The organism is Selenomonas ruminantium subsp. ruminantium ATCC 12561 (assembly GCF_000424065.1).
Lineage (GTDB): Bacteria > Bacillota > Negativicutes > Selenomonadales > Selenomonadaceae > Selenomonas_A > Selenomonas_A ruminantium.
In genome coordinates this window covers 34,410-58,477 of record NZ_AUJE01000027.1, presented here as the reverse complement: position 1 = coordinate 58,477, position 24,068 = coordinate 34,410, and the positions used below count along the sequence as shown (strand labels likewise).

The 24,068-nt window shown below is 51.7% G+C and carries 8 protein-coding genes and 1 pseudogene; 6 read left to right on the top strand and 3 right to left on the bottom strand.

From position 1 onward, the window contains the following. Both G598_RS20045 and G598_RS0110715 read left to right on the top strand, forming a co-directional pair. Positions 1-414: pseudogene (locus G598_RS20045) on the top strand (hypothetical protein); the annotation flags it as partial. Between the two features lie 123 nt (positions 415-537). Beyond that, positions 538-2,205, top strand: a complete 1,668-nt coding sequence (locus tag G598_RS0110715; protein ID WP_026766968.1) for an NERD domain-containing protein — start codon at positions 538-540, stop codon at positions 2,203-2,205. A gap of 39 nt (positions 2,206-2,244) precedes the next feature. On the opposite strand, the gene G598_RS0110710 is transcribed toward G598_RS0110715, so the two are convergent. Next, on the bottom strand, positions 2,245-3,615 hold the full coding sequence (locus G598_RS0110710) for a replication initiation protein (RefSeq protein WP_026766967.1): 1,371 nt from the start codon (positions 3,613-3,615) through the stop codon (positions 2,245-2,247). Positions 3,616-3,790: 175 nt separating this feature from the next. Here G598_RS0110710 and G598_RS20040 point away from each other — a divergent pair, with 175 nt between their 5' ends. Continuing rightward, positions 3,791-3,931, top strand: a complete 141-nt coding sequence (locus G598_RS20040; protein WP_157833320.1) for a hypothetical protein — start codon at positions 3,791-3,793, stop codon at positions 3,929-3,931. Positions 3,932-4,643: 712 nt separating this feature from the next. Here G598_RS20040 and G598_RS0110705 read toward each other — a convergent pair. Both G598_RS0110705 and G598_RS0110700 read right to left on the bottom strand, forming a co-directional pair. After that, entirely contained in the window at positions 4,644-19,133 is a 14,490-nt protein-coding gene (locus G598_RS0110705; RefSeq protein WP_026766966.1) for a leukotoxin LktA family filamentous adhesin, read from the bottom strand. 49 nt (positions 19,134-19,182) lie between these two features. Continuing rightward, a complete protein-coding gene (locus G598_RS0110700) occupies positions 19,183-19,551 on the bottom strand; it encodes a hypothetical protein (RefSeq protein WP_026766965.1) in 369 nt (122 codons plus the stop codon). 172 nt (positions 19,552-19,723) lie between these two features. Here G598_RS0110700 and G598_RS0110695 point away from each other — a divergent pair, with 172 nt between their 5' ends. The 3 genes from G598_RS0110695 to G598_RS0110685 are packed head-to-tail and all read left to right on the top strand — an operon-like array spanning position 19,724 to position 24,054. Continuing rightward, positions 19,724-20,881, top strand: coding sequence for an efflux RND transporter periplasmic adaptor subunit (locus G598_RS0110695; protein WP_026766964.1), 1,158 nt, complete (start codon positions 19,724-19,726; stop codon positions 20,879-20,881). 3 nt (positions 20,882-20,884) lie between these two features. Next, the gene (locus tag G598_RS0110690; RefSeq protein ID WP_026766963.1) at positions 20,885-21,841 is read left to right on the top strand and encodes an HlyD family efflux transporter periplasmic adaptor subunit; all 957 of its coding nucleotides are present in this window, start codon (positions 20,885-20,887) and stop codon (positions 21,839-21,841) included. Positions 21,842-21,846: 5 nt separating this feature from the next. Beyond that, positions 21,847-24,054, top strand: coding sequence for an NHLP family bacteriocin export ABC transporter peptidase/permease/ATPase subunit (locus G598_RS0110685; RefSeq protein ID WP_051180219.1), 2,208 nt, complete (start codon positions 21,847-21,849; stop codon positions 24,052-24,054). The last annotated feature ends 14 nt before the right edge of the window (positions 24,055-24,068 follow it).

Here is a 24,068-nt window from a genome sequence, read left to right as displayed (position 1 = left end):
CTCAGAAGAGACAGTGAATCGCCTTTTGTGATTTCCTCCAATATAAAAGCCGTTGCCTGTGGTCTATCCACGGACAACGGCTACAGTTTGTATTTTTTCATATTTTTCAATCCTTTTCACGCTTATGTGGCTGGCAGGTTCTATGTATCTGTAGTAGTGGATATAGACGAAAAATCCAAGTACAATAGGGATTTAGCGATTGTAAGCAATGGCAAAACATTCAAAAATGTCAATAAGAGTTCAAAGGTCAAAAGACTGGAGAAACGGCTTCGGAGAGAGCAGAGGTGCCTTAGCCGTAAATATGAGTTTAAGAAAAAGAAAGGTGGTAAAACTGCTACTGCCTCTGCAAACATAGAGAAGCAAAAGCTGAAGGTACAGAAACTTCATCATCGTATTGGCTGTACCGATGGCTAGTCGGGGACAGACTTGCCTCCTTGCGAAGCAAGGAGTGTGATGTCAACGCCTTTGGAGTGCTATACAAACGCTAGTAACTTGTCCTTTGGGATGGTGTCTATGTTTTTAGTAGCAGCGTTAAGCATGGCTAGATTTTATCCTACCATTGACAAGAATTTCCATGGCAGTGACGGTGAGCAACTGGTCTACGATGCCCTGCGACGAGGGCTTTCGGATAACTATACCGTATTTCATTCCTTTGTGTGGCTTGGCAGCGAAAGACAACGACGCAGCGAGGGGGAAGCTGATTTTGTCATCCTGCATCCGGCTCTGGGCATTCTCGCCATAGAAGTCAAGGCGGGAGGGATTGCCTACCAGAATGGGAATTGGCTCCAGACAAACCGTTACACTGGAGAAGACAAGGTCATAGACCCCTTGGGACAGGCAGCGGAAAGCCAGCATCACATTATCAACCTGCTGCGGCAGAAACTGCCCAACCTTTCTCCCCGTCCTATTGTGGGGCGGGCTGCCTGGTTTACCTCGGTGGTTTTGGACAGGAAACTTCCCTTGCCTCCATCAGCCTCTCTTGACATACTGCTTGACGAGAGTGATTTAGATGCCCCGGAAGCCGGGCTAAAAAAAGCCTTTGCCTTTTGGAAAGAGAATCTGAATGCAGGTAAGACAGACCTCTCTCCTGCGCAGTTTGCACAAGTGGTCAATACTCTCATGCCCAGTTTCCGCATAGCGCCCGCCATTAGCAGCATTATCCGGGAGAACAAGGAGCAGTATGTGCGTATGACCGGTCAGCAGTCTGCTATCCTGGAATTTTTAGGCGAACAGCCTATGGCTGCCATCCATGGCCCTGCGGGTACAGGCAAAACCCTGCTGGCCGTGGAAAAAGCCCGGATGCTCTCTGCCTCCGGCCAGAAGACCTTGTATCTGTGTTTTAATGAATTCCTGCTGGAATCCCTACGCAAAGCCTACCCTAACGAAGAAAATATCACCTTTCACAATGTACGCACCTTAGGGCAGGAAATCCTTGGCCGGGAGGATATTCCCATTGATAAGATAGTTGCTGCCTTTGAGCAGTACCTCGATGAAGAATACGATGACAGCCTATGGCCTTACCCCAACATCATTGTAGATGAGGCTCAAGACCTGAGCGATACCCTGCTGGAGCACCTTTCCTATCTCATGGAGGTCAATAATGGTGTCTTCTACACATTCTATGACCGCAATCAGGCTATTATGAAGAAAGAGCCGTCCAAATGGATTGACGAACACGCCGACTGCCGTCTGGTACTTTACCGTAACTGCCGCAATACCTCCGAAATTGCAAAGCTGATCAGCGGACTGGTCCCCGTCAGAAAGGAACGCTATATCAACAACATCCACGGCAATCAGCCGAAATGCTTTATTTATCGGAATGGCAAGGAACTTCAAGCCATTGCCGCCAACTTCGTCAAAGATATGCTGAAAAACGGCTTGACGCCAAATGATATCGCTATTCTCAGCATCCACCGAACAGAAACCAATCCACTCCACGAAATAACGGCCGTTGCTGGTATTCCCCTTTCCGGCAAGAAAGAACCAAACAAGGTCTGGTTTACCTCCATTCGGAAGTTCAAGGGTTTGGAAGCCCAGGCTGTTCTTATCGTAGACTTCAGGTACAGTGAGGCAGACAGCGAACTTGCCCGCCGTGTTTTTTACGTTGGCTGCTCAAGAGCCAATGCCTATTTACAGGTGGCTCTCTGCAAGGATACGGAAGAAATAAAGGACGCAGAACTGATGCAAACTTTAGGCATAAATTGACACTCCCCATGCCTAAAGGCAGGGGGAGTGTCAACAAAACTATACCATGCTATCCATGGTTATATAGCCAGACATCAAACGTTGTGCAAGATGTTCCCGGAAAAGCATCGTTTCTTTATTCCGAAGGTCACGTTTCTGAATTTTAACTCGTGCTTCTCCTTCATCATAGGACATTCCCATATTAGCAGCCATGTTTTTCATCGATATAGCTGCAATATCGAAAATCTCAAGAAGTTTCTTCATGTTGCCCTTTTTGATCAAGACACCTGCATTATTTTTGCAGGTCTTATAAACATCCTCCAATTGCATATCGGTCTTCTGTAATTCTGCTTCCACAGTACCGTTGGTATTGGCTTTACGTAGCCAAGATTTACGGCGGGATTTGGCATAGTCTTTTTTCACACAGTTAATCAGGTAACCGGCACTAAGCGGTTCCTGTTCCGGTTTGCGTTTTTTCAGTTGTTCCTTATAGTAAGCAAGGTTGCTCTTTAAAACGTCAATACTGTAATGGTTAATGATATCTAAACAAGCAGACTCAGGTTTAACGCCAAAAGAAGAGAATTCATCAAACAATCTAAGGTGCTCAGAATCAAGCATCTCTATCTTGTCTTCGGTAGTCACTACTTTTTTCGGGGCTGGTAAAACGTTACCAGCAACATCGCTCAAATGAATGGTAATCGTCGTGGCAGCACGACGTCCTTTGCCATCGTGGGAAAAATGAAATTGTTTCAGCGACGTATTCTTGCGGATTTGTTGTTCTGCTTTCTTGAGTACATCACGCTGAAAGTCACGGAAATTGCCATAAGCCGTAACCGGCATGTTCAAACGTTCTTTGAAGCGTTCGATGCTTATGGTATATGTCCCTTCAGCGAGAAGTTCCTTCACGACCATAAAGACCTTTAGCTGCGTGATTCCACGAATAGCCAGCATTTCATCAATATCTACTTCCGTAAATTTCTCGGTAAAATCCTGTAGATAGGGCAGCATCTTTTGATTTATCGTAACAGAAACCGTATCATTAAAATCATTGTACTCAACTGAATTATACAATGGTACTTTTAGCCAGTTGTGTTTATCTTCTTCACTGGAGTAACGTTTGACGATTTTAAGACTTTTATCGGAAACATGGTCAATGGCCTCGCGGATGATGTTCCTCCATCCTTTGTCCTTATTGATACAAAGTTTATCCGCTAGGACAGAAATGTTGTATTCATAGAATACGTTATTGTCGATGGTCTGTTCTTTGGCTAGGGAGGCCATAGTAAGAAGCCAGATTTTCATCTCGTTTTCTTTCATCGAATGTTTAGCGAACATGAGTTCGTTGGCAAATTTTGTTGATGTTTCGAAATCGAGATTCTGATAAACATATTCCGTTTCATTTGTAGTGGTTATTCCCTTTTTTGCTGGCATAGTCTGTATCCTTTCGAGAAGTGTCAACTATAGTTTACATTATACTCTTTGCGGTAGAAATATGCAATTGGTTTTCCCACAACAAATATTACTCTTATATATTATATGTTTATATAATAAACATATAATAATATATATAGGGAACGTTGTGGTGGGGGAATTTGTCGGAAGGGGCGTGAGCCCAGTAGTGATGCGGGTTGCAGAGAATTTCATGGGCTTGGTGAAAAGGTTTATGGTGGTATGTTTTGTCGGTAAATCCGTTGTAGTGGGGGATTTTGTCGGAACAAGGCGTTATCCCTTGATACAGCTGGGCTGAAAGGGATTTTTTCGTCTTGTGGTGGGGGAATTTGTCGGTGTTTTTGACTTTGTGGTGGTATGTTTTGTCGGTTGTGGTGGTATAATTTGTCGGTAAATTATTTTTCATGCGAAGGAGAAAATGATGTGGTGCCAGTCTGGACAAGGCTTCCTGAGAAATTTTGTGGTGGTATGTTTTGTCGGTAAATGCTTTGTAGTGGTATAATTTGTCGGTAAATTTTTGAAGCAAAAACAGTGATTTTTATTTGTGGTGGTATGTTTTGTCGGTTGATTGTTTATGGTGGGGGAATTTGTCGATTTTATCCACATTTTCCTGTAGATAACTATGGGAGGCCGCTAAGATAAAGGGGGAATTTATCCACAGCCTGTTGATAATGATGATAAAACAGGTTGTCCTGGATGTAAAATAGGGAATTAACGACAAAACCCCCCACTATAAACGTTTTTTTGTCAAAAAAGGATGACTTTTGTACAAAAGCCGGTCCTTTTGAGGGTTAATCCTTGTTTTTGAATGGTTCAACCGGGATGATAGAGAAAAGGGATATGGAGAGCAGCTTTGATGCTCTCCATATCCTAACCAGTAAAGAAATAGCCCGCCAAGGCTATGTAAGCCTGACGAGCTATTACGAGCAAGTATGCAAAAACTAGAGAACCGCTGTGTACCGAATGGTACGCATGGTGGTGTGAGAGGGCTTCCTAGGGGGAAGCTAATATCATTGCTGCTGATTTTCGCTGATTTTTATTCCTCCCTCAACATCTTTGACAATGGCCAGTTCCCGAGGACGTTCTGCGCCCACATTCGTTTGGTTCGTCTTCCTCGTTACGCCTTCATTCTCCAGCATTACATCTTTAATCTCCATAGCTTCATTTTCATCACTTGCCGTCAAGCGATGGGGCTCCTTAAGCGCAAACGGGCTTTCCAGCCAATCATAATCATCCCCATAGAATCCATAAAGATCCTTGTAAAGTGCATCGCTCCGGTCAAGCATCCACATAAAACGCTCCGGATTGGCAAGCGAAAGGGTATTGACATTGTAACGATTAATCTGAAGCGGTACTCCTGTTCCTACTGCTCTCAGCCAGGCATCATCACAGTCCAATTTCAGTGCCGCACCATTGGCATAGATACGAAGAGGATCATTCCTGGTTCCCAGGTTAGCGGCACTGAGGTTTACGGAGCTGCCCATCAGGTAGCCCATATCCCTGCCTCTGTCCTGACTCATCTTCATATTGCCCATAGTCTTGAGGAACAGGCCGGTGGTTTCGCCTTCGGCAATGGGCTGAACCTGGTTGGTTCCCACCAGTACCGGACGACGGTCGGCACCTGCCACAGCGGAAACGATAGTCAGATCACCTTCATTACCATTACCGATAAAGATTGAGCCGCTGGTATTGGCATCCAAATAACCGCGTATATTCGTCCGCAGATAATTGTCCAGACTCCCGATATTGCCCCGGCCTGCATATAGGGTAACTTTGTCGCCGCTGATGACAGAATTACCATCATTGGGCAGATAAATGCCATTGCCGGTCATCAAGCTCGCATCGTAATCTTTATGACCAAAACCTGTAGTAAAATCAAAGGTGGTGTTCTCCGTACCTGCCAGCGACGTAGAAAGACTATCTTTAACGGTGAGTTTGCCGCCTTTCTTTATATCCAACGTCAGCGGTACGTGACGTGCTACCGTTACATTGCCATTTGCATCCCAGGTAAGGTCACCAGCCTTGGCCAACGACAAGATTTGGAGGTTTTCCTTGTTGCCAATATCCTTGGCCTGAATAGTAACTGCCTTATCCTTGAACCCCACGGATTGGCCGGCATCAAGGCTGATATTCCGGGCACTGATGTTCGGCTTGGAAATGATTGCTATCTGTCCCGGCGTGCTGTTTACGATGCTGTCCTGAATCGCATAGAGAAGCTGATTCTTGGAGAAACCATAATCGTTGCTGGCTTCTAAAAGGCCATATTCCATGACCGCCGCGCGTTCTGCTTCGCTTAAACCAGCATAAGCGGAAGCAAACCAAGCCTGCTGCTCCTGCCTGTACCCTTGGAACAGCTGTTCATAGGCAGCCTCATCAGTAATGTTCTGCGCCTTGGCCTCAAAGGCAGCCTTGCGTTTCAATACTTCATTATCCTTGGCAAAGATACGGGCGATATTGATATAGTATGCCTTATCCTTACCATGGGTATAGCCCAGGGTTTCCAAGCGGCCAGTAACCCCCGCCAGACGTTCAGCTTTTTCGGCGGCGCCAGCCACAGCACTGCTGCTATCCTGGTCTTGGGCGCTGATAAGTCCTAGTGCCTGCCAGGTATTCACCTTATCCCGGCTGTCGGATAGAGCACCGCTGGTGCCAATGCCATCTACGATACTGCCTTTTTCCGCTTTTAGTGCCACATCACCGCCGGAGCTGACGATATGGCCCACTTTGAGATCGCCATTCAGAGCTGCCAAATAGATATTGCCTCTGGCATCAGCATTGACGCGAGGCTGATTACCTTTCCACTCTAAATCGAGATATTTCTTGTTGCTGCCAATGGTGCCCTGATGGCTGGTGAGGTTGATCTCCATTGCCATCAGTACCCCCTGATAACCATTATTTGTCCCTTTGATGTCATCTTCTGCCGTCAGGTTTACCCTGCCATCGGGTTTGACTGAGGAGACATTATCCACCAACAGACTGCCCCGAGCCGTGATGCTGACATTGCCATTTTTAGAAGCACCGGTGACTATCGGGCTGCCGTTGGCACTATTCACGGTCACATCAACATCCTTGTCGCTATTAAATGTCAGCTTATTAGTGGTAATAATCTTGCCTGCCTCGGCCGTGATAGCACCATTCAGCGAACGGATACGAATCTCGCCTATTCCTTTGCCATCTTTTACCGCTCCAGCAATATCGTTGGCAAAAATCACATTGCCGCCAGCCTTGATGGTGATAGAACCACCGTTTTTAGACTCCAATTGTTGCGTATCAATTAAATAATCTGCCTTGATGCCAGTCTGGCTTTCAAAAGTTGTCTTATTTGTACGGTTGTAGCTATAAACCTGAAAATCATCATTCCAAAAACCACGATGTATTTCCTTGGTTGGCTGAGGATCCGATGGCGAAATGGTCAAATTATCTCTAGGTCCCGCACTGATGTTCATTTTACCGATCATATATTGCTGCCTATCATCTGCTAGAAAAGTAGCGGAACCAATCTTCTTAATTTGGTTCAAATCTATGGATGCCTTCATGGAATATTCCGGTACTTTTTTATGGCTCCCTTTACCTAGAAGCTCAAAATAACTCAAGGCGCTTTCCTTGCCTTGTTTTACTTGCTTATCATGGAAGTTCGCCTCTACCTTATAGTTATAACTTTGTTTGATGTTGGCGTCCGCATTCATATTCCACAGGAGCAAATCATTCGTAGGCTGATAGAATTTGCCGGTCTGCAGCTTGCCATTGATAAAGATATTGCCATTGCGGTAATTATTGGCAATAGAACCAAGATAGAGATCCTTGTTCAGATTTTCCGCATCGATTATCAGGTCTGCCGCTCCCTTGGCGGAAAGAATCCGGCCTGCCCCCTGAACGGTAGAGTAGACTTTCCCCGTAAGGTAGACATTGCCGCCCCTAACCACGGTATCTGCCGTCAACAGGTGACCGGTGTAAGGATTGTAATAGGTACTGATTAACCCTTCGAACGCTTTTTGGTTAGCATTCCAGATATTGCCGCCTTTGACGCTGGCGCTGTCTACCGAATAGTTGGCATTGCCCAACACATCACTGTCGGTAAGGGTCACGCCCCTCCGGACCTGTTTGTCCAAAGCTGCTACCTTTGCTGCATCAACGGCGGTGCTATAGGTACTGTAGCCGCTTTGGATAAGGCCGTTCACAAAGATATGACCAGCTGCAATGGACACATCCCCTCCAGCCACAATGGCGCCTTCCTTCGTTAGGGACGCATATTTTTCTTTAAGGATGTTTGCATTCTGTTCCTTGGAATTCTTCTCAAACTGAGCATAGGGGATGCCCAAAATTTTGGCAATCTCTGTCCGGCCAGCCTCCGTCTGCTTCATGCGCTGGAACACGTTATGCACAACACCGACAAGATATTGGCCATAATTGCTAATATCGCGTTGCTCAAATAAAGCATTCTCATTCAGGACTCGGTACGCGCTTTTATTTGCTATAGGCTCTATCAGGTAGAGATAGAGTTCCCGCGTGAACATTTCGCTACCAAAAGTATAGGGTGTCAACGGATGAAGCCCTACTACCTGAGACTCCCCACTGACCTTTTGGCTATAGTTGCCATTAGGTGCGTGGATTTCTGTAGCATAGGCCGAAGAGATGGTTCCTGTGTTCAGAATGTCCCCAACATCATTACGAATGCTGACTTTGCCAGCATTGTTGATCAGGTTCCCCTGCAGCAGGAGAGCGCCTTCTTTGCCATTCCCACCCATCTTTTTAATCGTAAGGACAGGAGCAGTAGTATCGGTAGATGATTGGATATTGGCAGCCTTATAGTTTTTGCCATTTAGTCTTACTTGACCACCCATGCTGGCCAGTTCCAAATCATTTACCACTAGACGGCTGTTACCTTTATCCGTAATGGAAATACTTGTTGCCCCAAAGGCCTTAAGGGAGCCACCCACCGTCAATCTGGGGGAATAGACATCGACATTGGCTCCAGCTACAGTAATATTGGGTAACACCGTAGCCGTGACCGTAACCGTCTCCAACACTTTATAGCTGCTGCCGTTTTTCTGGGCATAGCCCTTGGCTGCCATAGTCTGCAAGAGATTATTTATCGCCGTATCATAGGTTTTGGCTAATGTACTGTCTGTAACTGTCTTGCGAGCATTTACGAGTTCATTGTATTCCTTGAGATAAGGATTGTTGACTGTTTGCTGCTGGCCGAATTTAATACCATCAGCCTTAAACCAGTCGCCGCCTTCCTTGACATTGACCGTTTGGTTACTGTTGATTTCCAAAGCCAGTGAATTATAGATACCTGCCTTGACCTCTCCCGCGATATTCACGAAATTATCCTGCTGTTCCGCATTGTTTTTCTCATTGGGTAGTACAGCCACGAGTTGGTTGTTCGCCTTACTGGAATATGTCGTATAGACATAAGCGGATTCAAGCAGGGCTTCCTTGCCGGTATTGGCCGTAAGACTTATATCCCGGGCTGCAGTAACCTTGCTGCCCTTGCCAATATCCACCTGATTGGCCTGTTTCATGGTATTGGTGATTCTCGGCTTGGTACTTACGGGAATGGCGGTACGATTATATACATCGGCCATAACATACAGATCAAGATTCCCCGTCCGGCCAATGGTATCGGCGCCTGCAGCCATGTTGATTTCACCCTGACTGAAGAGACTGCTGTTGTCCGCGAGGGTGACCTTAGCACTGCGCTGCAGTTTATTGTCCGTGAGGGCCGTCGCCTTACCGCCCAAGCCGCCCTGAATATTGCCCACCGTAACCAGGTTCAGGGCCGTATTATCGGCTGCCCCCAGGTTAATGTCGGAAGAACTGCCTTTATTGAGCAGATTGGCATTGCGCAGGATGATGTTGTTGTCATAATGGACATCATGCTGGCTGCTGGCCCGTATCAAAGAGGCCGCACCGCCTGCTTGCAACTGGTTTTTGGCATTCACATTGCCGCTGGTCGCAGCGCCCATGCTGATGCCGGCTTCTTCTCCATTGGTCGTCAGGGAAACAGCGCCTTTGCCGTTCGCCTCCCCGATTTCCACATTGGCCCGATAGATGCCTGTATTCTTCAGTTCACTGCCCGAACCATTGATGCCGCCATAACCTGCAGCGTCTACAGTTTCATTGACCGAAAGGTCATTGTTGGCGTTATAGGACTGTTCCTGGTCGCTGGTGACACGGGTGCCGGACTTCAGCTGCACCATGGCCGTATTGTCTGCCTTACGGGTCATGGACACGCCGCTAAGACCGACCATGGCGGCGCTCTTGCCGTCAACAGACAGCACGTTAGCGTTATTCGCATTCTGGACATTAGCTAGCATATAGCCGGACAAATTCCAGTCACCACCCAATAACAGATTGGTTTCCCGTTTTTCTGTGTCATTGATGACTGCCGTAAAGGGAGAAATGGTGGCAAAGCCGGCACCATAGCCCACAGCCCGGAAATTCTGCGACAGACCATTGTACGAGCCGGTGACAACTCCCCGAATTTTTTCCTGCGGATTGCTCATACCGCCCAAATCCACAGCATTCCGTACATTGCGCACAGCGCTCAAGAAATTGCTGCCGGACGCCAGACCGCCTGCTGCCAGCCCTCTTACAACGCCATCCTGATTCAGCGCAGAATTGGCGCTCACCGTAAGTTCCGCATCCTTTGCATAAGCAGATTTGCCCACCTGCACATCATTTGTTCCATAAGCCGTCAATATTCCATGGGTCACGCCGACAGATGCCGAACCGGCACTTAAGGAAATAAGGTCCAGATTCTGATAGGGCTTCCAGTTGCTCTCAATGTTCATCTGTTGTGCTAATAGGGAACTGTTTTCTCCTATGCTTACCCGGGTTACATGAGGATTGTTCTGATTGCCCATAGCGTTTTTCACGCCCGTAGCTGATAGTGCCGCCAGCATACTCAAAGAACCCGTTCCCACCTGGGTGGTGATTTGCGGTGCGTTTTGCGCTTTGATGTTCAGCCTGGATCCCTTAAGGCTGGTATTGGGCGCGATGTCTACCATAGTCTTGCCCGTGTATTCGGACTGCGCACTGAGGCCCACACCTGCAAAGGAGGCGCTGCCCACAGCCGCTATGGCCGTCAGCTTGGTTTCAGGCGCACTTTGGGCCTGAATGCTGATTTCCGCATTTTTCGCATTGATCTCCAGACCGCTGCCGACAACCACGGAATTGTTGCCCGTGCCGGAGGTCTCTGCCACAAGCGCACCTATGGCTTTACCCGCTACCGTCACGCCAATGGCGTTTACGGTGGATTTGACCGCATCTTTGCTGTCGATGATAATGTTCCCGCTATCTGCGGTCAGTCTTTCGCCGGAGATATTGACACTGCTGGCCGAATTATTCGCCAGTCCCGCATAGGCAACACTGCCTGCCCCGGTCAGGGCAGCACTGCCCTGAAGGATATTCAGCTTGTTCTGCCCCTCCAAAAGCGTATTGATTTCGATATTTTTGGCGGCTTTCCCATAAGTATTGGTAAGGTTCAGCGTCGTACGGCCGGCGTTGTTCAATATGCCCACGGCACCATTGATAACCGCCCCGCCAAAGCTTACGGCCTTGTTGCCCTGCGTCACATTGTTCGTGGCCTGACTGGTCAGTTTGATATTGCCTGTGGTGGCCTGCATAGCCGAATTGGACATATTGAGGCTCACGCCTGCACGTTCCCGGCCTCCGTTATCAGCTACAGCGGCCGTGGTCGTACCGGCCAGCCCCTGGGAAGCTTCAGCCTTCAGCTGGGTTTTCTTCGTGTTGTTATTGGCGCTGTTCAGCAAGCCCTTGACATCCACCTTGGAGCCATCAGCTGCCTTGCCCTTGTTGGTAGCCGATTCATAGCTGTCTGCCAGTTTCTGTCCCACGTTGGTAAGCATCACATTGGCAGAAGCGCCAACGGCACCCAACGAGGCATTATAGGCACTCTGTGCAATATCCCGATTTTCCTTTGCCGTCAGGGAAATGTCCTTGGCAGACAGTTTGCTGTTGGCAATATCTGTCTGTACCCGGCTGTCAATGGTGTTGAGCACAACGCCTACCCCCATACCGGCTGCCAGACCGGCGGCACCGGTGAACGCGGTGTTGTTGAAATGGATATTGTTCTCTGCAGCAATGGACAGTCCGTCAACTGCCACACCATTCCAGCCAATTTCGCTGTTCAGGACTCTGGCCGTCACATCATCGGTTACATTGGCTACACCGATGGAACCGGCCAAACCGCCAATGCCACCCACACCTATATTGTAGAGTTCATAGCTCAGGCGCGTATCGTTCAGTGCCCGGATAGTGCTGTTCCCCTTGTTCGTAAAGGATACTTTGGCGTTGTTGACCAGCGTATCCACTTTGCTCTGTTCCTTGACCACAGCCACGCCTGCGCCTACACCTGCGCCGACGCCGGCAACGCCCAGGGAATAGGCATCGCTGTACAATTTGCCATGATGGTCAGCCTGTTGGTAAAGGCTGCCGCGGAGATTTGCCCGGACATTATCCATAGCGGTTTCTGTTTGCGAAGCGAGGGTATAGACGCCTGTACCAAACATGATACCGGCGCCCATGCCGGCAAAGCCAATCCCTGCCACATGGGAGGCCAATCCCTGCCAGGAGGAGGCTTCGATGTTCAGCATATCCGCCGTGATATCGTTGTTCTGGCGGTTCTGGCCGCTGGCCTGTGCCCTGGTCTTGCGATTGACTGTGGCCGTATCGCTGCCAATGCCTGCCCCTGCGCCCTGACCGGCGGCACTTACCGTGCCTACCATGCCATAGGCATTGGTATAGTCATGGGCAATGATGCTGACATTGCTGCCGTTCCCGGAGGTGGACAGGCGGGCCTTATCCACTTTGGCCTGAGTGCTGCCGCCGATTTCATTCACGTTAAAGGTGCCGTTTATCGCTGCACCCTGACCGGCTATGCCGGCATTGGCCAGCAGGGACTTGATGGTATGGGTGCCGGAGGCAGAGGCCACGATACCCATATACGTATTTTCGCTTCGCTTGTCTGCCAGATTGGCATAAGAACCCAAAATTTTTTCGCCATCGGCAGCCGAGCTCTTGTTGCTGCTATTCTTGGAGGCCGAGGCCAGAGTTCCGGCAATGGCTCCGTCGGTGCCGGCTAAGCCGTCTTTGATTTTTACTTCACTGCCGTTCGCCATCTCGACAGTAGTCTTATCGCCGCTGATGGCAGCTGAGGTATCGCTGTTGATAACATTTTTGGCCACAGCGGCGCCCACAGCGGCTCCCTGGGCAGCGCCGGAAACTACGCCCACGGTGTTGGTGATGTTTTCGTCGCTCAGGGCAGAAAGAGCAACACTTCCTCTCTGTGCTGCTATGCTGCTGTTGTCGATAGCGGCGGTGGTTTTATTGTTGATGTTGTTCAGTGATACCGAACCGGTTACCGCTGCCCCCTGGAGGGCCACACCGCCACCGGCTGCAACGTTATGGATTGTAGAGTTGCTGGCTGCTTCCACCTCCAGACTGCTGGCTGCAATTTTGGCGTCGGATAGCAGCGCCGTGGTATGGGTGCCGCTGTTGTTGACGGCCAGTCCGGCGCCTATGGCGGCATGCCGGCTCACGGCCAGCACAGCTGCTGTAGTGGTGATGTCCTCAGTGGATTTGGCTTTGATGCCGGCCTGGGGGGCATTCGTGACCTCAGAACCCTTTATGGAAGTGGCTATATCCTTGTTCAGGGTGGTCATGGCCGCTGCTCCTTCCACTGCTGCAGCGCCCGTGGTGAGTCCTACACCTGCGCCGATGGTGGTGAGCTTGGAGGTATCCTCTGCCGTTACGTTCAAAGAATTGGCGGGGTTAGATGGCTGGAAAGCCAGTTTGGCATTCAAGATGGAGGCGGCGTTCTGCTGACGGCGCGCAGAGGTGCCGATGTCGTTGTAGGCTAAGGCGCCTCCGATGGCGACCTGGGTGGAACCTTGCAGACTGCCTGCTACGGACAGTTTATCCGTCTTGTCCTTGGTGCTGATGTTAACGGTCTTGAGATTCGTGGCCTTGATGTTTTCCAGGGAAGCGTTAACGGAGCTGGCGCCACGGTTCATAGCGGCTGTGCCGTTCAGTGCGGCCTTGCCTAAGGCAACGCTCACGCCGGCGCCCACGGCATAGACTTTGCCCGTGTTTGCGGCGGTGAGGGAAATGCTGTCCGGCAGGGCGTTTCCTTGCTTCATTTCAAGTCTGGCATTTTTGATATTGGCATTCGTCGTATTGTCCAACTGGTTGTAGGCCATGGCCAGGCCTGCTGCTGCGTTGCCGCCGACACTGACCTGACCGGCCACGTTGATTTCCTTGGCGGCAGAGTTTGCCTGCAGGTCTGCTCCGCGCAGATTTTTCGCCTGCAGCAGATGGTCCTTGTCCATGCCTTCCAAAGAGGTAAAGACCTTATTGTTCGTAAGTTGCAGAGCCAGGGAGCCGGCAGTGCCGAAGCCCTTGGCGGCAGCTGTGGCGGCGATTCCGGCTGCGGCGTTCACGTCCAGCGTGTTGGAGTCTGCCTTGCTGGAAAGCGTAAGGGCAGACTCAGCCGGGCTGTTCAAGTTGCCGCCCTTGATGGTGGCCTGAAAATCATTGGCGATGTCGCTGATGGCCGCAGCAGAGCTGCCACTGCCCTTGTTCGAGGCGGCAAGGCCGAAGGCAGCCGTGATGATTTTGTTGCCATAGCTGCCGGAGAGGCTGTTGTTTACTTCACCGTTGGGATTCTTCCTGACTTCCGCAAGATAGCTTTCCCCTGTCACATCCAGCCCCGTGCTGCCGATGGCACGATCATAGGTTTTCTGGCCAGCGGCCTGATCCGAGGCAATATTCTCCAGCGTTTTTGTCTTGACGTTGGCATTGAGGAGGGAAGCAGTGTCTTTGTTGCGCAGGCGGTTGTAGGCCATTACGCCCTGAAAGCCGTAGCTGTTTCCCTGGGAGGCCGCTACGGATACGCCCACTGCGCCTCCAATTTGGGTGACGGATGTGCGGGCTGTATTGGACAGCATGCTGCCGGCTGCATAGTTCCCGCCTTCGATGGCAGCATGGACATCATTGGCGAGGTTGGCAAAAGCTGCTGTCCCCCCGGCTGCGGTGCTGCCATTGCCACCAGCTGCCACGGAGACGTTCACGCCGCCAGTGACCTGAGTATCCTCATCATAGGCCTGGTTCCTGATGCTGTCCAGTCCAATAGCGGAGCTATTTATAAGTTCTGCGCCTACCACATTGGCACCAAGGTTCACGGAGACAGAGTCTGCCCCGGCATAATTCTTTCCGCCGGAATTCCCGGAAGCCTGGGCCGTGAGGGAGAGTCCGGCCGCCACAAGGGCGCCCTTCTTCTGGGCCAGGTTGGTAAGGGTGCCGCCGCTGAGGGAAATATTGCTGTCTTCAATGCGGGACAGTACCGCCCCGTCAAGCCAGTTCATGGCAATGGCTCCGGCCATCCCCTTGCCGCTGCCGGAGGAGTTGGATGAGTTGGATGAGCTGGAGGAACTGCTGCCCTTCATGTCAAAGCCGCGGAAGCTGATGGCGGCAGCGCCACTCCAGGCTCCGGTGAAGGCATTGTCCAGAGACTTTAGGGAGAGGGAGGGAAGTTCTCCGCTGTTCTTGCGCAGGATGATATTTGCTTTTTCCAGCACGGCGGTGGTCTCATTGTTGGTGATGTTCAGAGCCGCACTGCCTGCACCGGTAAAGGTGGACTGGGGGGCACCACCTTCCATGAGTTTGCCGATGCTGGACTCTTTCACTGCGTCCAGCTTCTGCTTGGCCTCCATGGCTTTCTTCTGGGCCTCGGACAGCTTGTCCACAGTCTGTCCTAATACGCTGTTTTTGTCCAGGGTAAAGCTGTCCTGATATTGGTCGATCAGGTTGCCTACTTTGCTGCCGGCGTTCTTCTTGAGAACCTGCAGCAAGGCATTGCTGGCGCCGTCCTTTTCCTTTTCAGGGGCGTTGTCGGAGCTTTTGTCCTGGGGCTGTTGGGGATTATCTTTATCCTTATCCTTCGACTGGCCGGATTGCCGGCCAACAACTCCGGCTACGGCCAAGGTATTTATAAGGCCATCTGTGTCCGCCTGGATATTCAGGGAATGTCCCTGTATGCTGCCGGAATCCTGTCTGTCGGCAGTACCGAAAATAACGGGGGCTTCCTCCTGATTGCCGGATCCGGCCAGCTGTTGCATGATCTTGATGGAGGCGCCGTCGCTTTCGTCGAAGGTTATGTCCTCCGGTTTGTCGGCATAGCCTGCCCGCTCCCGCAGCAGTGGTGTCTGGAGGGAATCGCTCCCGCTGTCGTTGTCACTGATGGCGGCCAAGGTCTTTACGTCATAGTTGGAAACGGCAACAGAGGCTCCCATGGCGGTTGTGCCTGAGCCGAAGGAGAGGCCGCCGGCAATGTTTAACAGATCTGCCTCGTTCTTGGCGAAGATGGAGATATTCCCCCTGTCGGCAGCAATATCCGTGGCCGAGAGTTTCGCCTCGTCATCCACTGAGACGAGGGCCTTGCTGCCACCTCCCACATAGCTGGCGTTGCCCATGACATTCAGGCCTGCGTTCACCTGCAGACCTGAGCTGTCGTTCAGATAAATATGACTTACATCGTTCGTGCCCTTTATGGCGATGTTACGGCCGGTGAGGCTGGCGCCCTCTGCCACAGCCACCACATTGTCTGCATCTACCTTGGAGATGTTGACCACTGCGTCTACGGCAGAACGTTTCGGGTCCACATGGCTCATATGCCCGCTCAGGGTGATGTCTGACTGGTTGAGGTTAGAGCCAATGTCAATATTGCCGCCAGTGGCCTTTATGGCCGTATCCTGGCCGATGAGGATGCGGGAGCGGTCAGAACGCAGCCCTACATTCACCGCGGCTGCAATGGAGGTAGTGCTTTCCCCTTTGGCCGCAGAAGATGCCGCTCCTGAGAGGTCCACATAGCTGGAGCTGTCCGCATAGTAGTTGGCGATTTTCGAGGCAGAAGAAAGGGCGTTGAGCTTTTCGATGAGGCTGTTGGCCTGCTTGTTATTTTTCCCATAGGCAGACTGAAGGAGTGCGGCCACCTCTGCGCTGCCCTGGAAGACAGGCAATAGTTCTGTGGGACTTCCTACGGCATTACTGCCGTCCAGTGCTTCCAGTCCCTTGAGGAAAGACTCAGCGCGGGATTTGGCCAGGCCTTTGCCATCCAGCAGGGATAAAAGGGCAGATTTCTCCTTCAGCAGTTCTGCCCGTGCTATATCGAAGCGGCCGTTGGACGTGTCGATGGATGAGGAGAGGCTGACCTTGCTGCCCGTGAGGGCTGCATGAAAGTCCGATTCGTCGGATCCTTCGATAACGATGCCCGCATCACTGTCACGGTTCACCACGGCGATGGTGGGACGGAACAGGGCAGACTTCACCCCTCCGCCACCCAGACCGCTTTTTGTGCTGATGGCGCCCACTTCCGTTCCGATGCTGGCCGTTTTGGCCGACAGGGCGAGGGTATCTGCGGCAGTGAGCTTTGTTTCCCGTGACAGGTCAATCTGGGCGATGGATTTGCCCACACCCACGCTGACATCCGTGGTGATGTACTTTGCCAGGGAATCCAGCGTTTCGCTGGAAAAGCTGCCAAACTTTAGCTTTTCGACCATACCGCCCTTGCTTGCCAGGAAGGTGTTCTTCAGGTTGTTGACATCCTTGAGGGTTTCGTCCACGCCGCCTTCGTCCTTCTGTTTGCCCGCGGCTTTGGTGGTGTTCGTTGCCAAAAGGCGGTAGCCCGTTGTGGTATTTCCAGCCTGAATACGGATGTCCTTTGCTCCAGCCTCCACAGCTCCCTTCACCCGGGCAGAACTGCCCGCCCAGGCAAAGTTTGCCGTGAAGCCGCCGAGACCGCCTTTTAGGTCCAGTTCGGCCTTGGCGTCCACCTGATTTGTGCTATTGGATTTGATGGAGATGTTGCCATTGTTGGCAAGCAAACGAGCTGTGTCCCCGAACTCCATGAAACTGTCGTTGTTTCCGATGAGGACGTTGGCAGCCAGCCAGGACTTGCCGTTCGTGTTGGCATCCTTGACCCGGCTGACCAGCTTGACATTAGAGGTGGCATCCGCGCCCAACAGGATGTTGCCCTTCGCAGCCGTGAGACTGCCATCTACGGTCAGGCTGGCCTTGTTTTTCTCATAGGCAATAGAGGCCGTGTGGCTTATGGCGCTCTGGGTCAAAAGCTCTGCGGTCACATGACTGCCTGAGGAAAGAGCGAGCGCGTCCCCCGTGCCTTGCGCCTCGATGATGGCATTCTGGCCGACGTCGATATTTGCTGAGGTGTTCTCCATGATGTAGGTGGCGGCCAGGCCGGCCCGATGCAGTGCGCCGTCCACCGCCGTGACGCGGCGGGATAACCAGTCATCGTCAGAGCCTCCCTTAAGGCTCCACCAGTCTTTGTAGGTATAGTTCGTGAGGGCGTTTACGCTGACTTGCTTTCCGCTGACCTTACCATCAAGAGAAACATTGGCCTGCATGCCGGAGACAGGAAGGAAGTAGTGGGTAAGATCCAAATTTCTCCAGGCAGCATCATCCAGATTCGCAGCCTGGTCAAAGTTGAACTGCAGCGTGGCCTGGGAAGTCAGTTCAACATTTCCACCGGAAGTGATGCTGGCACCATTTGCCACATTGATGCCAGCCGTAGAGGGATAGCGGAACTGATCATAGTCAAATCCCAGACTGGATTTAAGCCGCCGTTCCTTGTTCCAGGTCAATGTTTCCCTGGGCTGCACGGTTGCAAGCAGTACGATATCTCCTGCTTCGTTCCGCGACAGGGCCAGGTTGCTGCCCAGTCCGGCATCAGCCGTGATAGTTCCATTTTCTTTTATGTTTACCAAAGAGGAGTAGTCGAGCGTGTTCCGGCTGAGGATTTTTGCACCGGATTCAATATGGATGTTGGAAGCTGCCAGGAGGACGCCGTCCACGGTGTTGATTTTTCCCTGTACAGTGAGACTGCCGTCTTCGTTAAGCGGGATTTCTCCCGAGCGAAGTTGCTGGGGGCTTAGCGATACTTTCCCCTTAAAAGCATTCGACAACAGGGTATCGTAAGTGGATTCCTGAGGTACGATGAGACCTACTTTGCCTGCATTGATGACGCCGTTGGCGCCGATGGCAATGCCACTTGGGCTCAGGAAATAGAGGTTGCCATCCACGCGGCCGTTCCGGATGGCGTTGAGCGTGCCGTTCACGTCCACCTTGCTGTCTACAAAATTCATCAGAGTACTGGCTGAGGCGCCAGATTTTGTCGTGCCGAAGTAGAGGTTGGCGATATTGCCCTGATCCAGCTGGAAGCTTTTGAACCTGTTGATGGCGATGTTATTCACCACTTGGTCAGCCAGGATGTCCGTAACTTGTCCGTTTTTTGAGATGGTGCCGGCGTTGGCATTGTCCGCCTTGGCAATATCATTCTGAGCATGTGTTGTCAGAGCAGGCAGGGAAAACATCCCCGCTACGGCAATAACGGAGAGAATATGATAAGTAAGACGTCGCTTGCCGATGCTGCGGCGGACGCTATGTGGTAAGTTGAACATGATGTGTCACGCTCCTGTTCTATGCTTGCGGAAAATTTCCCAGTAATATTTATCCTGCCGGTTTTCGGCTGCGGCGAACAGCCTGGCTGCTGGTAGTAGTGGTGGCACTCTCCACCGTGGAAAGTATATCGCTCAAAACCCCCATGATATTGTAGGCCATCTTGAAATACATGGCGGGACCTCCGCCGGACGCACAGGCTGCCAGCTCATCGGGCAGTTCTCCTCCCTGCCGCTGCACGTCTGTGAGGCATTCCAGCATCTCTTTTAGTTCCTTGCCGTCCAGCTCCAGCCCATATGCGTGGAAGGCGGCCTGAACATCCGTCATGGTCTGAGATGCTTTCAGTCTTGACCGGAAAGCATCGTCATTGCAGAGTGCCTCCAGCTTTTTTATGGATGTATCATTCAATGCCTTTATCATATCCATACACCTGTCCTTTATGCTTTTCTTCTTTTTATGCAGTGGAATTAGAAACTTTACAGGTTTTAAAAAATTTTATCCATTAGTTTATAGGGGAATACGGCAGGAATATTATTGATTAGCGTGGAAGTATGAACAAGTCAAGTTTGTTTGCCGGAGGAGAATTCTTTTCATGAAAAAAACATATTTCATCATTGGGCTTGCCATGCTGATGCTGTTCTCCATCGCAGTCATTTCCTATGGCGCCTATTTGAACGAGCGGGGGGAACTGCAAATTGCCCGGCGCCTGGAGGAACGAAGCGTGCATGTGGCAGGGGAGCGGGCCGCTGTGCGCGTCCTGCATCCTAAGATACGATTAGAAACGCTGAATCTGTACAGCAACGAAATGGTGGATGCGGTGACCCTTATCGATGGGCGCATCACAGAAAGCTTCGTGGAGAAGAACAGCTATGTGCATGCAGGCGATCCGCTTTTCACCATCGTCAACGAGAGCATCCCCATACGTCTCAAGGAAGCAGAAAGCAATCTTCTGAAAGCGCAGGCAGCACTCCGTCATGCGAAGATTACCTATGAGCGCTATCAGCGTTTGCGGAATCAGAACGCGACTTCTGAGGAAAAGTATGATGCAGCAGCGGCAGAGTATGAATCTGCGTTGGCATCCGTGGAGGAGATGGAGGCACGTAAGAAACAAATACTCATTCAGGATGCCCAACAGCAAGTGACGGCTCCTGTAGACGGCAAAGTAATCCTGATGTACCGGCAGCCAGGCGCTTTTGTTCAGGCTGGAACTTCACTGGCTCTGGTGGGAGATTTCCGGCAGCTCTATTTCACCATGTCTGCCAGCGACGATGCGGCGGAGTTCTTCCAGGTCGGGCAAAATGCGGAGCTTGTGTTCCAGGGCAAGGAACTCAGAAAAGTCTTTGCCAGCGAGATGCATGTGGGGGCTATGGATTCCCGGCATTCCATTCCGGTCACTATCGCCAGCATCTCGCCGGACTTGTCCGAATCGGCAAAGATTCGGACGGTGCTCTGCAGGGTGGACAACAGCCAGGGGATTTTGGAGCCCCAGACCTATGGCGGTGTGGACTTGCAGCTGTCTGATGGCAGGGAAGCGCTGGTCGTTCCGGTGGCGGCACTGGGCACCGTTTGGGATGGGGCTTTGTTTGTGGTGAAGGACGGAACGGTGGAACGGCGCGAGGTGAAGACAGGCCAGAATGACGGCGAATACGTGGAGATCCTGAGCGGAGTGTCAGCTGGAGAGGTGGTCGTTTCAACACCGGAAGGCCTGCATGATGGTATGCGGGTATCTGTTGTTCTGAAAGAGGGGTAAGGAATGAACCGAAATCAGGTTTTTAGCCGTCAAGCGCTGGAAAAGCTGCGCTCTCCGGATCGGCTTGATACATTGATAGCAGTGACAAATCCCATCGGCTGGATGGGGCTGGCCGCTATCTGCATTCTGCTCCTTGCCGTTCTGCTATGGTCTTTCTTCGGCGCTTTCACCGTGAAAGCAGATGGCATGGGACTCATTATGGATTCTGCCGGCATTGTCAGCATATCTCATGCGGCATCGGGCAAGATCCGGGCAGTCTATGTGAAGACGGGGAGCCAGATACGCAAGGGAGAGATTATTGCTCGCATGGAGCAGCCGGATCAGAATGCAGATACGCGCATGGCACAGTATGGGGCAGATTTGGCTGCCAACGACAGAGAAGTCATCGGACGGGTCTATCAATACGATGCAAGACTGCATCAGCAGGAGGCAAGAGAGGCCATCTACAGTGCCTATGACGGCATTGTGGACGAGGTGCTGGTGGAAGAGGGCAGCATCATCAGTGCGGGAAGCCCCATCTGCACGATACGCTTGACCCAGGATGTGGAGGAACTGAGCGGTGTGCTCTATGTCCCGGTGGACAAGGGCAAACGCATAGAGCCGGGCATGCTCGTGCAGCTGGCGCCCAATGGGGTGGATGTCTCAAAGTCCGGCAGCCTCATCGGCGTTGTACGTTCTGTTTCCCAATATCCCGTGACAGGGGCAGCCATGCAGAAAGGGCTGGGCAATCCGCAACTGGCGCAGTGGATCATGAACCAGAAAGTTGGCGCAGCGGTGGAGGTGCGGTTTGACCTTGTGCGGGACGAGGATTCCCCTTCAGGATATCTATGGACATCCTCTGTAGGGGATCACAAGCCCATCACTCCAGGCAGCTACTGCACAGGTTCCATCGTCATCGAACGGGAGCCTCCCATCGAGAGGATTTTTTATAAGTTCAGCCAAATGCTGAGGAGCAGGTGATTTTCATGAGCGAATCTATCCGTGACAGGCTGAGGGGCCTGTTCTCCGGGAAAAAAAAGCGCGTCAAGGTTCCCACAATCCTCCAGATGGAGGCAACGGAATGCGGTGCGGCCTCTTTGGCCATGGTGCTGGCTCATTACGGTCTCTGGCTCCCTTTGGAACGGTTGCGGCAGGAATGCGGCGTTACCCGGGATGGCAGCAATGCCAAGAATATTCTGCAGGCCGCACGGCGGCTCGGATGCACGGCAAAGGCTTATGCCTGGCCGGCGGATGTGCTGCGCATCAAGGAATATCCGCTCATCCTTCATTGGGAATTCAATCATTTCGTGGTGCTTGAAGGAATTCAGGGGGATACGGCCTATCTGAACGATCCCGCTATGGGCCGTCGTACAGTTCCCTGGGAGGATTTCACAGGCTCCTATACAGGAATCTACCTGTCCATCCTCCCCGGCGAGGGCTTCCAGCCGATGGGCAGCCGGTACAATGTCTATCGGGCTGTGGCAAAAAAACTCTGGCAGGACAAATGGGCAACCCTGTTTGTCCTGATTCTGGGGCTCTGTATGATTATCCCAGGGCTGGCTGCTCCTGTGTTCAACCAGATATTTCTCGACGAGATTCTGACAGGAGCGCATGTAGATTGGATGTCCCGTCTCTGTGCAGCCATGGCGGCTGCCATACTTTTGTCCGGCATCATGTCCTGGATGCGCGCCGTTGTGCTGACGGTATGGCAGAAAAAGCTCACACTTGCCGATGCATCCAGTTTTTTCTGGCATGTGCTTCGGCTGCCCGTTCAGTTTTTTCAGCAGCGGCATGCAGCAGAAGTGGCATCTCGTGTCAGCTTCAATGAATCTGTGGCGGATGTATTGTCCAACTCGGCAGCGACGGCTGTGCTGGATTTTTTGGTGGCAGCTTTCTATTTGCTGTTGCTCTTCCAATACAGCGTGCCGCTCACCCTTATCGGCCTGTTTTTCAGCCTGGTCAACCTTTTCCTGTTTGCCTATATGCGTCGCAAGCTGACGGATCTCACCATGCGAATACAGCAGGATTCCGGCAAGGAGTACGGTACGCTGATGAATGGCCTCATGATGATTGAGACAATCAAGTCCAATGGTGGCGAGGGGGATTTCTTCACAAAATGGGCAGGATACCGGGCCAAAGCTGTCGCGGCAACGCAGGAAGCCTTGCTCTGGTCCACCAATGTCTCCCTGTTGCCCAGTCTGTTCGCCGGCATCAATGGGGCACTCATCATGGCGGTGGGGGGCTTTTCCATCATGGAAGGCATCATGACGGCCGGTATTTTCATTGCCTTCCAGAACCTCATGGGAGCTTTCCAGGCACCATTCCAGAAGATTATCGACCTAGGGAACACGCTGCAGACGACGGAGATGCAGATGCAGCGGCTAGAGGATGTACGTCGTTATGAGATTGATGGACTGAACTATCCGGCAGAGGAAGGGGATTTCCCAAAAGACAGGTTGTCCGGCGAGCTGGAACTGGAGGATGTCAGCTTCGGTTACAGTCCGCTGAGCCCGCCTTTGCTGGAACATTTCAATCTCCATCTGCGGCCAGGGCAGTGGGCCGCTGTGGTGGGGGCCTCAGGAAGCGGCAAATCCACACTGGCAAAGCTCATCATGGGCCTTTATGAGGAATGGTCCGGGCAAATCCGCTTTGACGGTGTGAGGCGCCGCGAGCTTCCACGGGCCGTCCTTGTAAATTCTGTTTCCTCTGTGGATCAGGATGTATTTCAGCTCACGGGAACAGTGGCAGAGAATATCGCTTTGTTTGATGAAACCCTGCGGCGTTCCGATATCCTGCGGGCAGCTCGGGACGCCTGCATCCATGAGGACATCCTCGCAATGGAGAACGGATATGAGAGCATGGTTTCCGAGGGAGGACGGAACTTCAGCGGCGGGCAGCGGCAACGTCTGGAAATCGCCCGCGCCCTGGCCAAGAATCCTGCCCTGCTGGTGCTGGACGAGGCTACCAGCGCTTTGGATCCGCTGACAGAGCATAAAGTGCTGGAGAACATCCGCCGGCGCGGATGTTCCTGTGTCCTCGTGGCTCATCGCCTGTCCACCATTCGAGACTGCGATGAGATCATCGTCCTCTCTCAAGGTAAAATCGTGGAGCGTGGCACTCATCGGGAAATGATGCAGCATAACGGACCTTATCGGCAGCTCATCGAAAATCGCAGTGGCCGACAGGAAAATTGATGTTTTTTTATTTT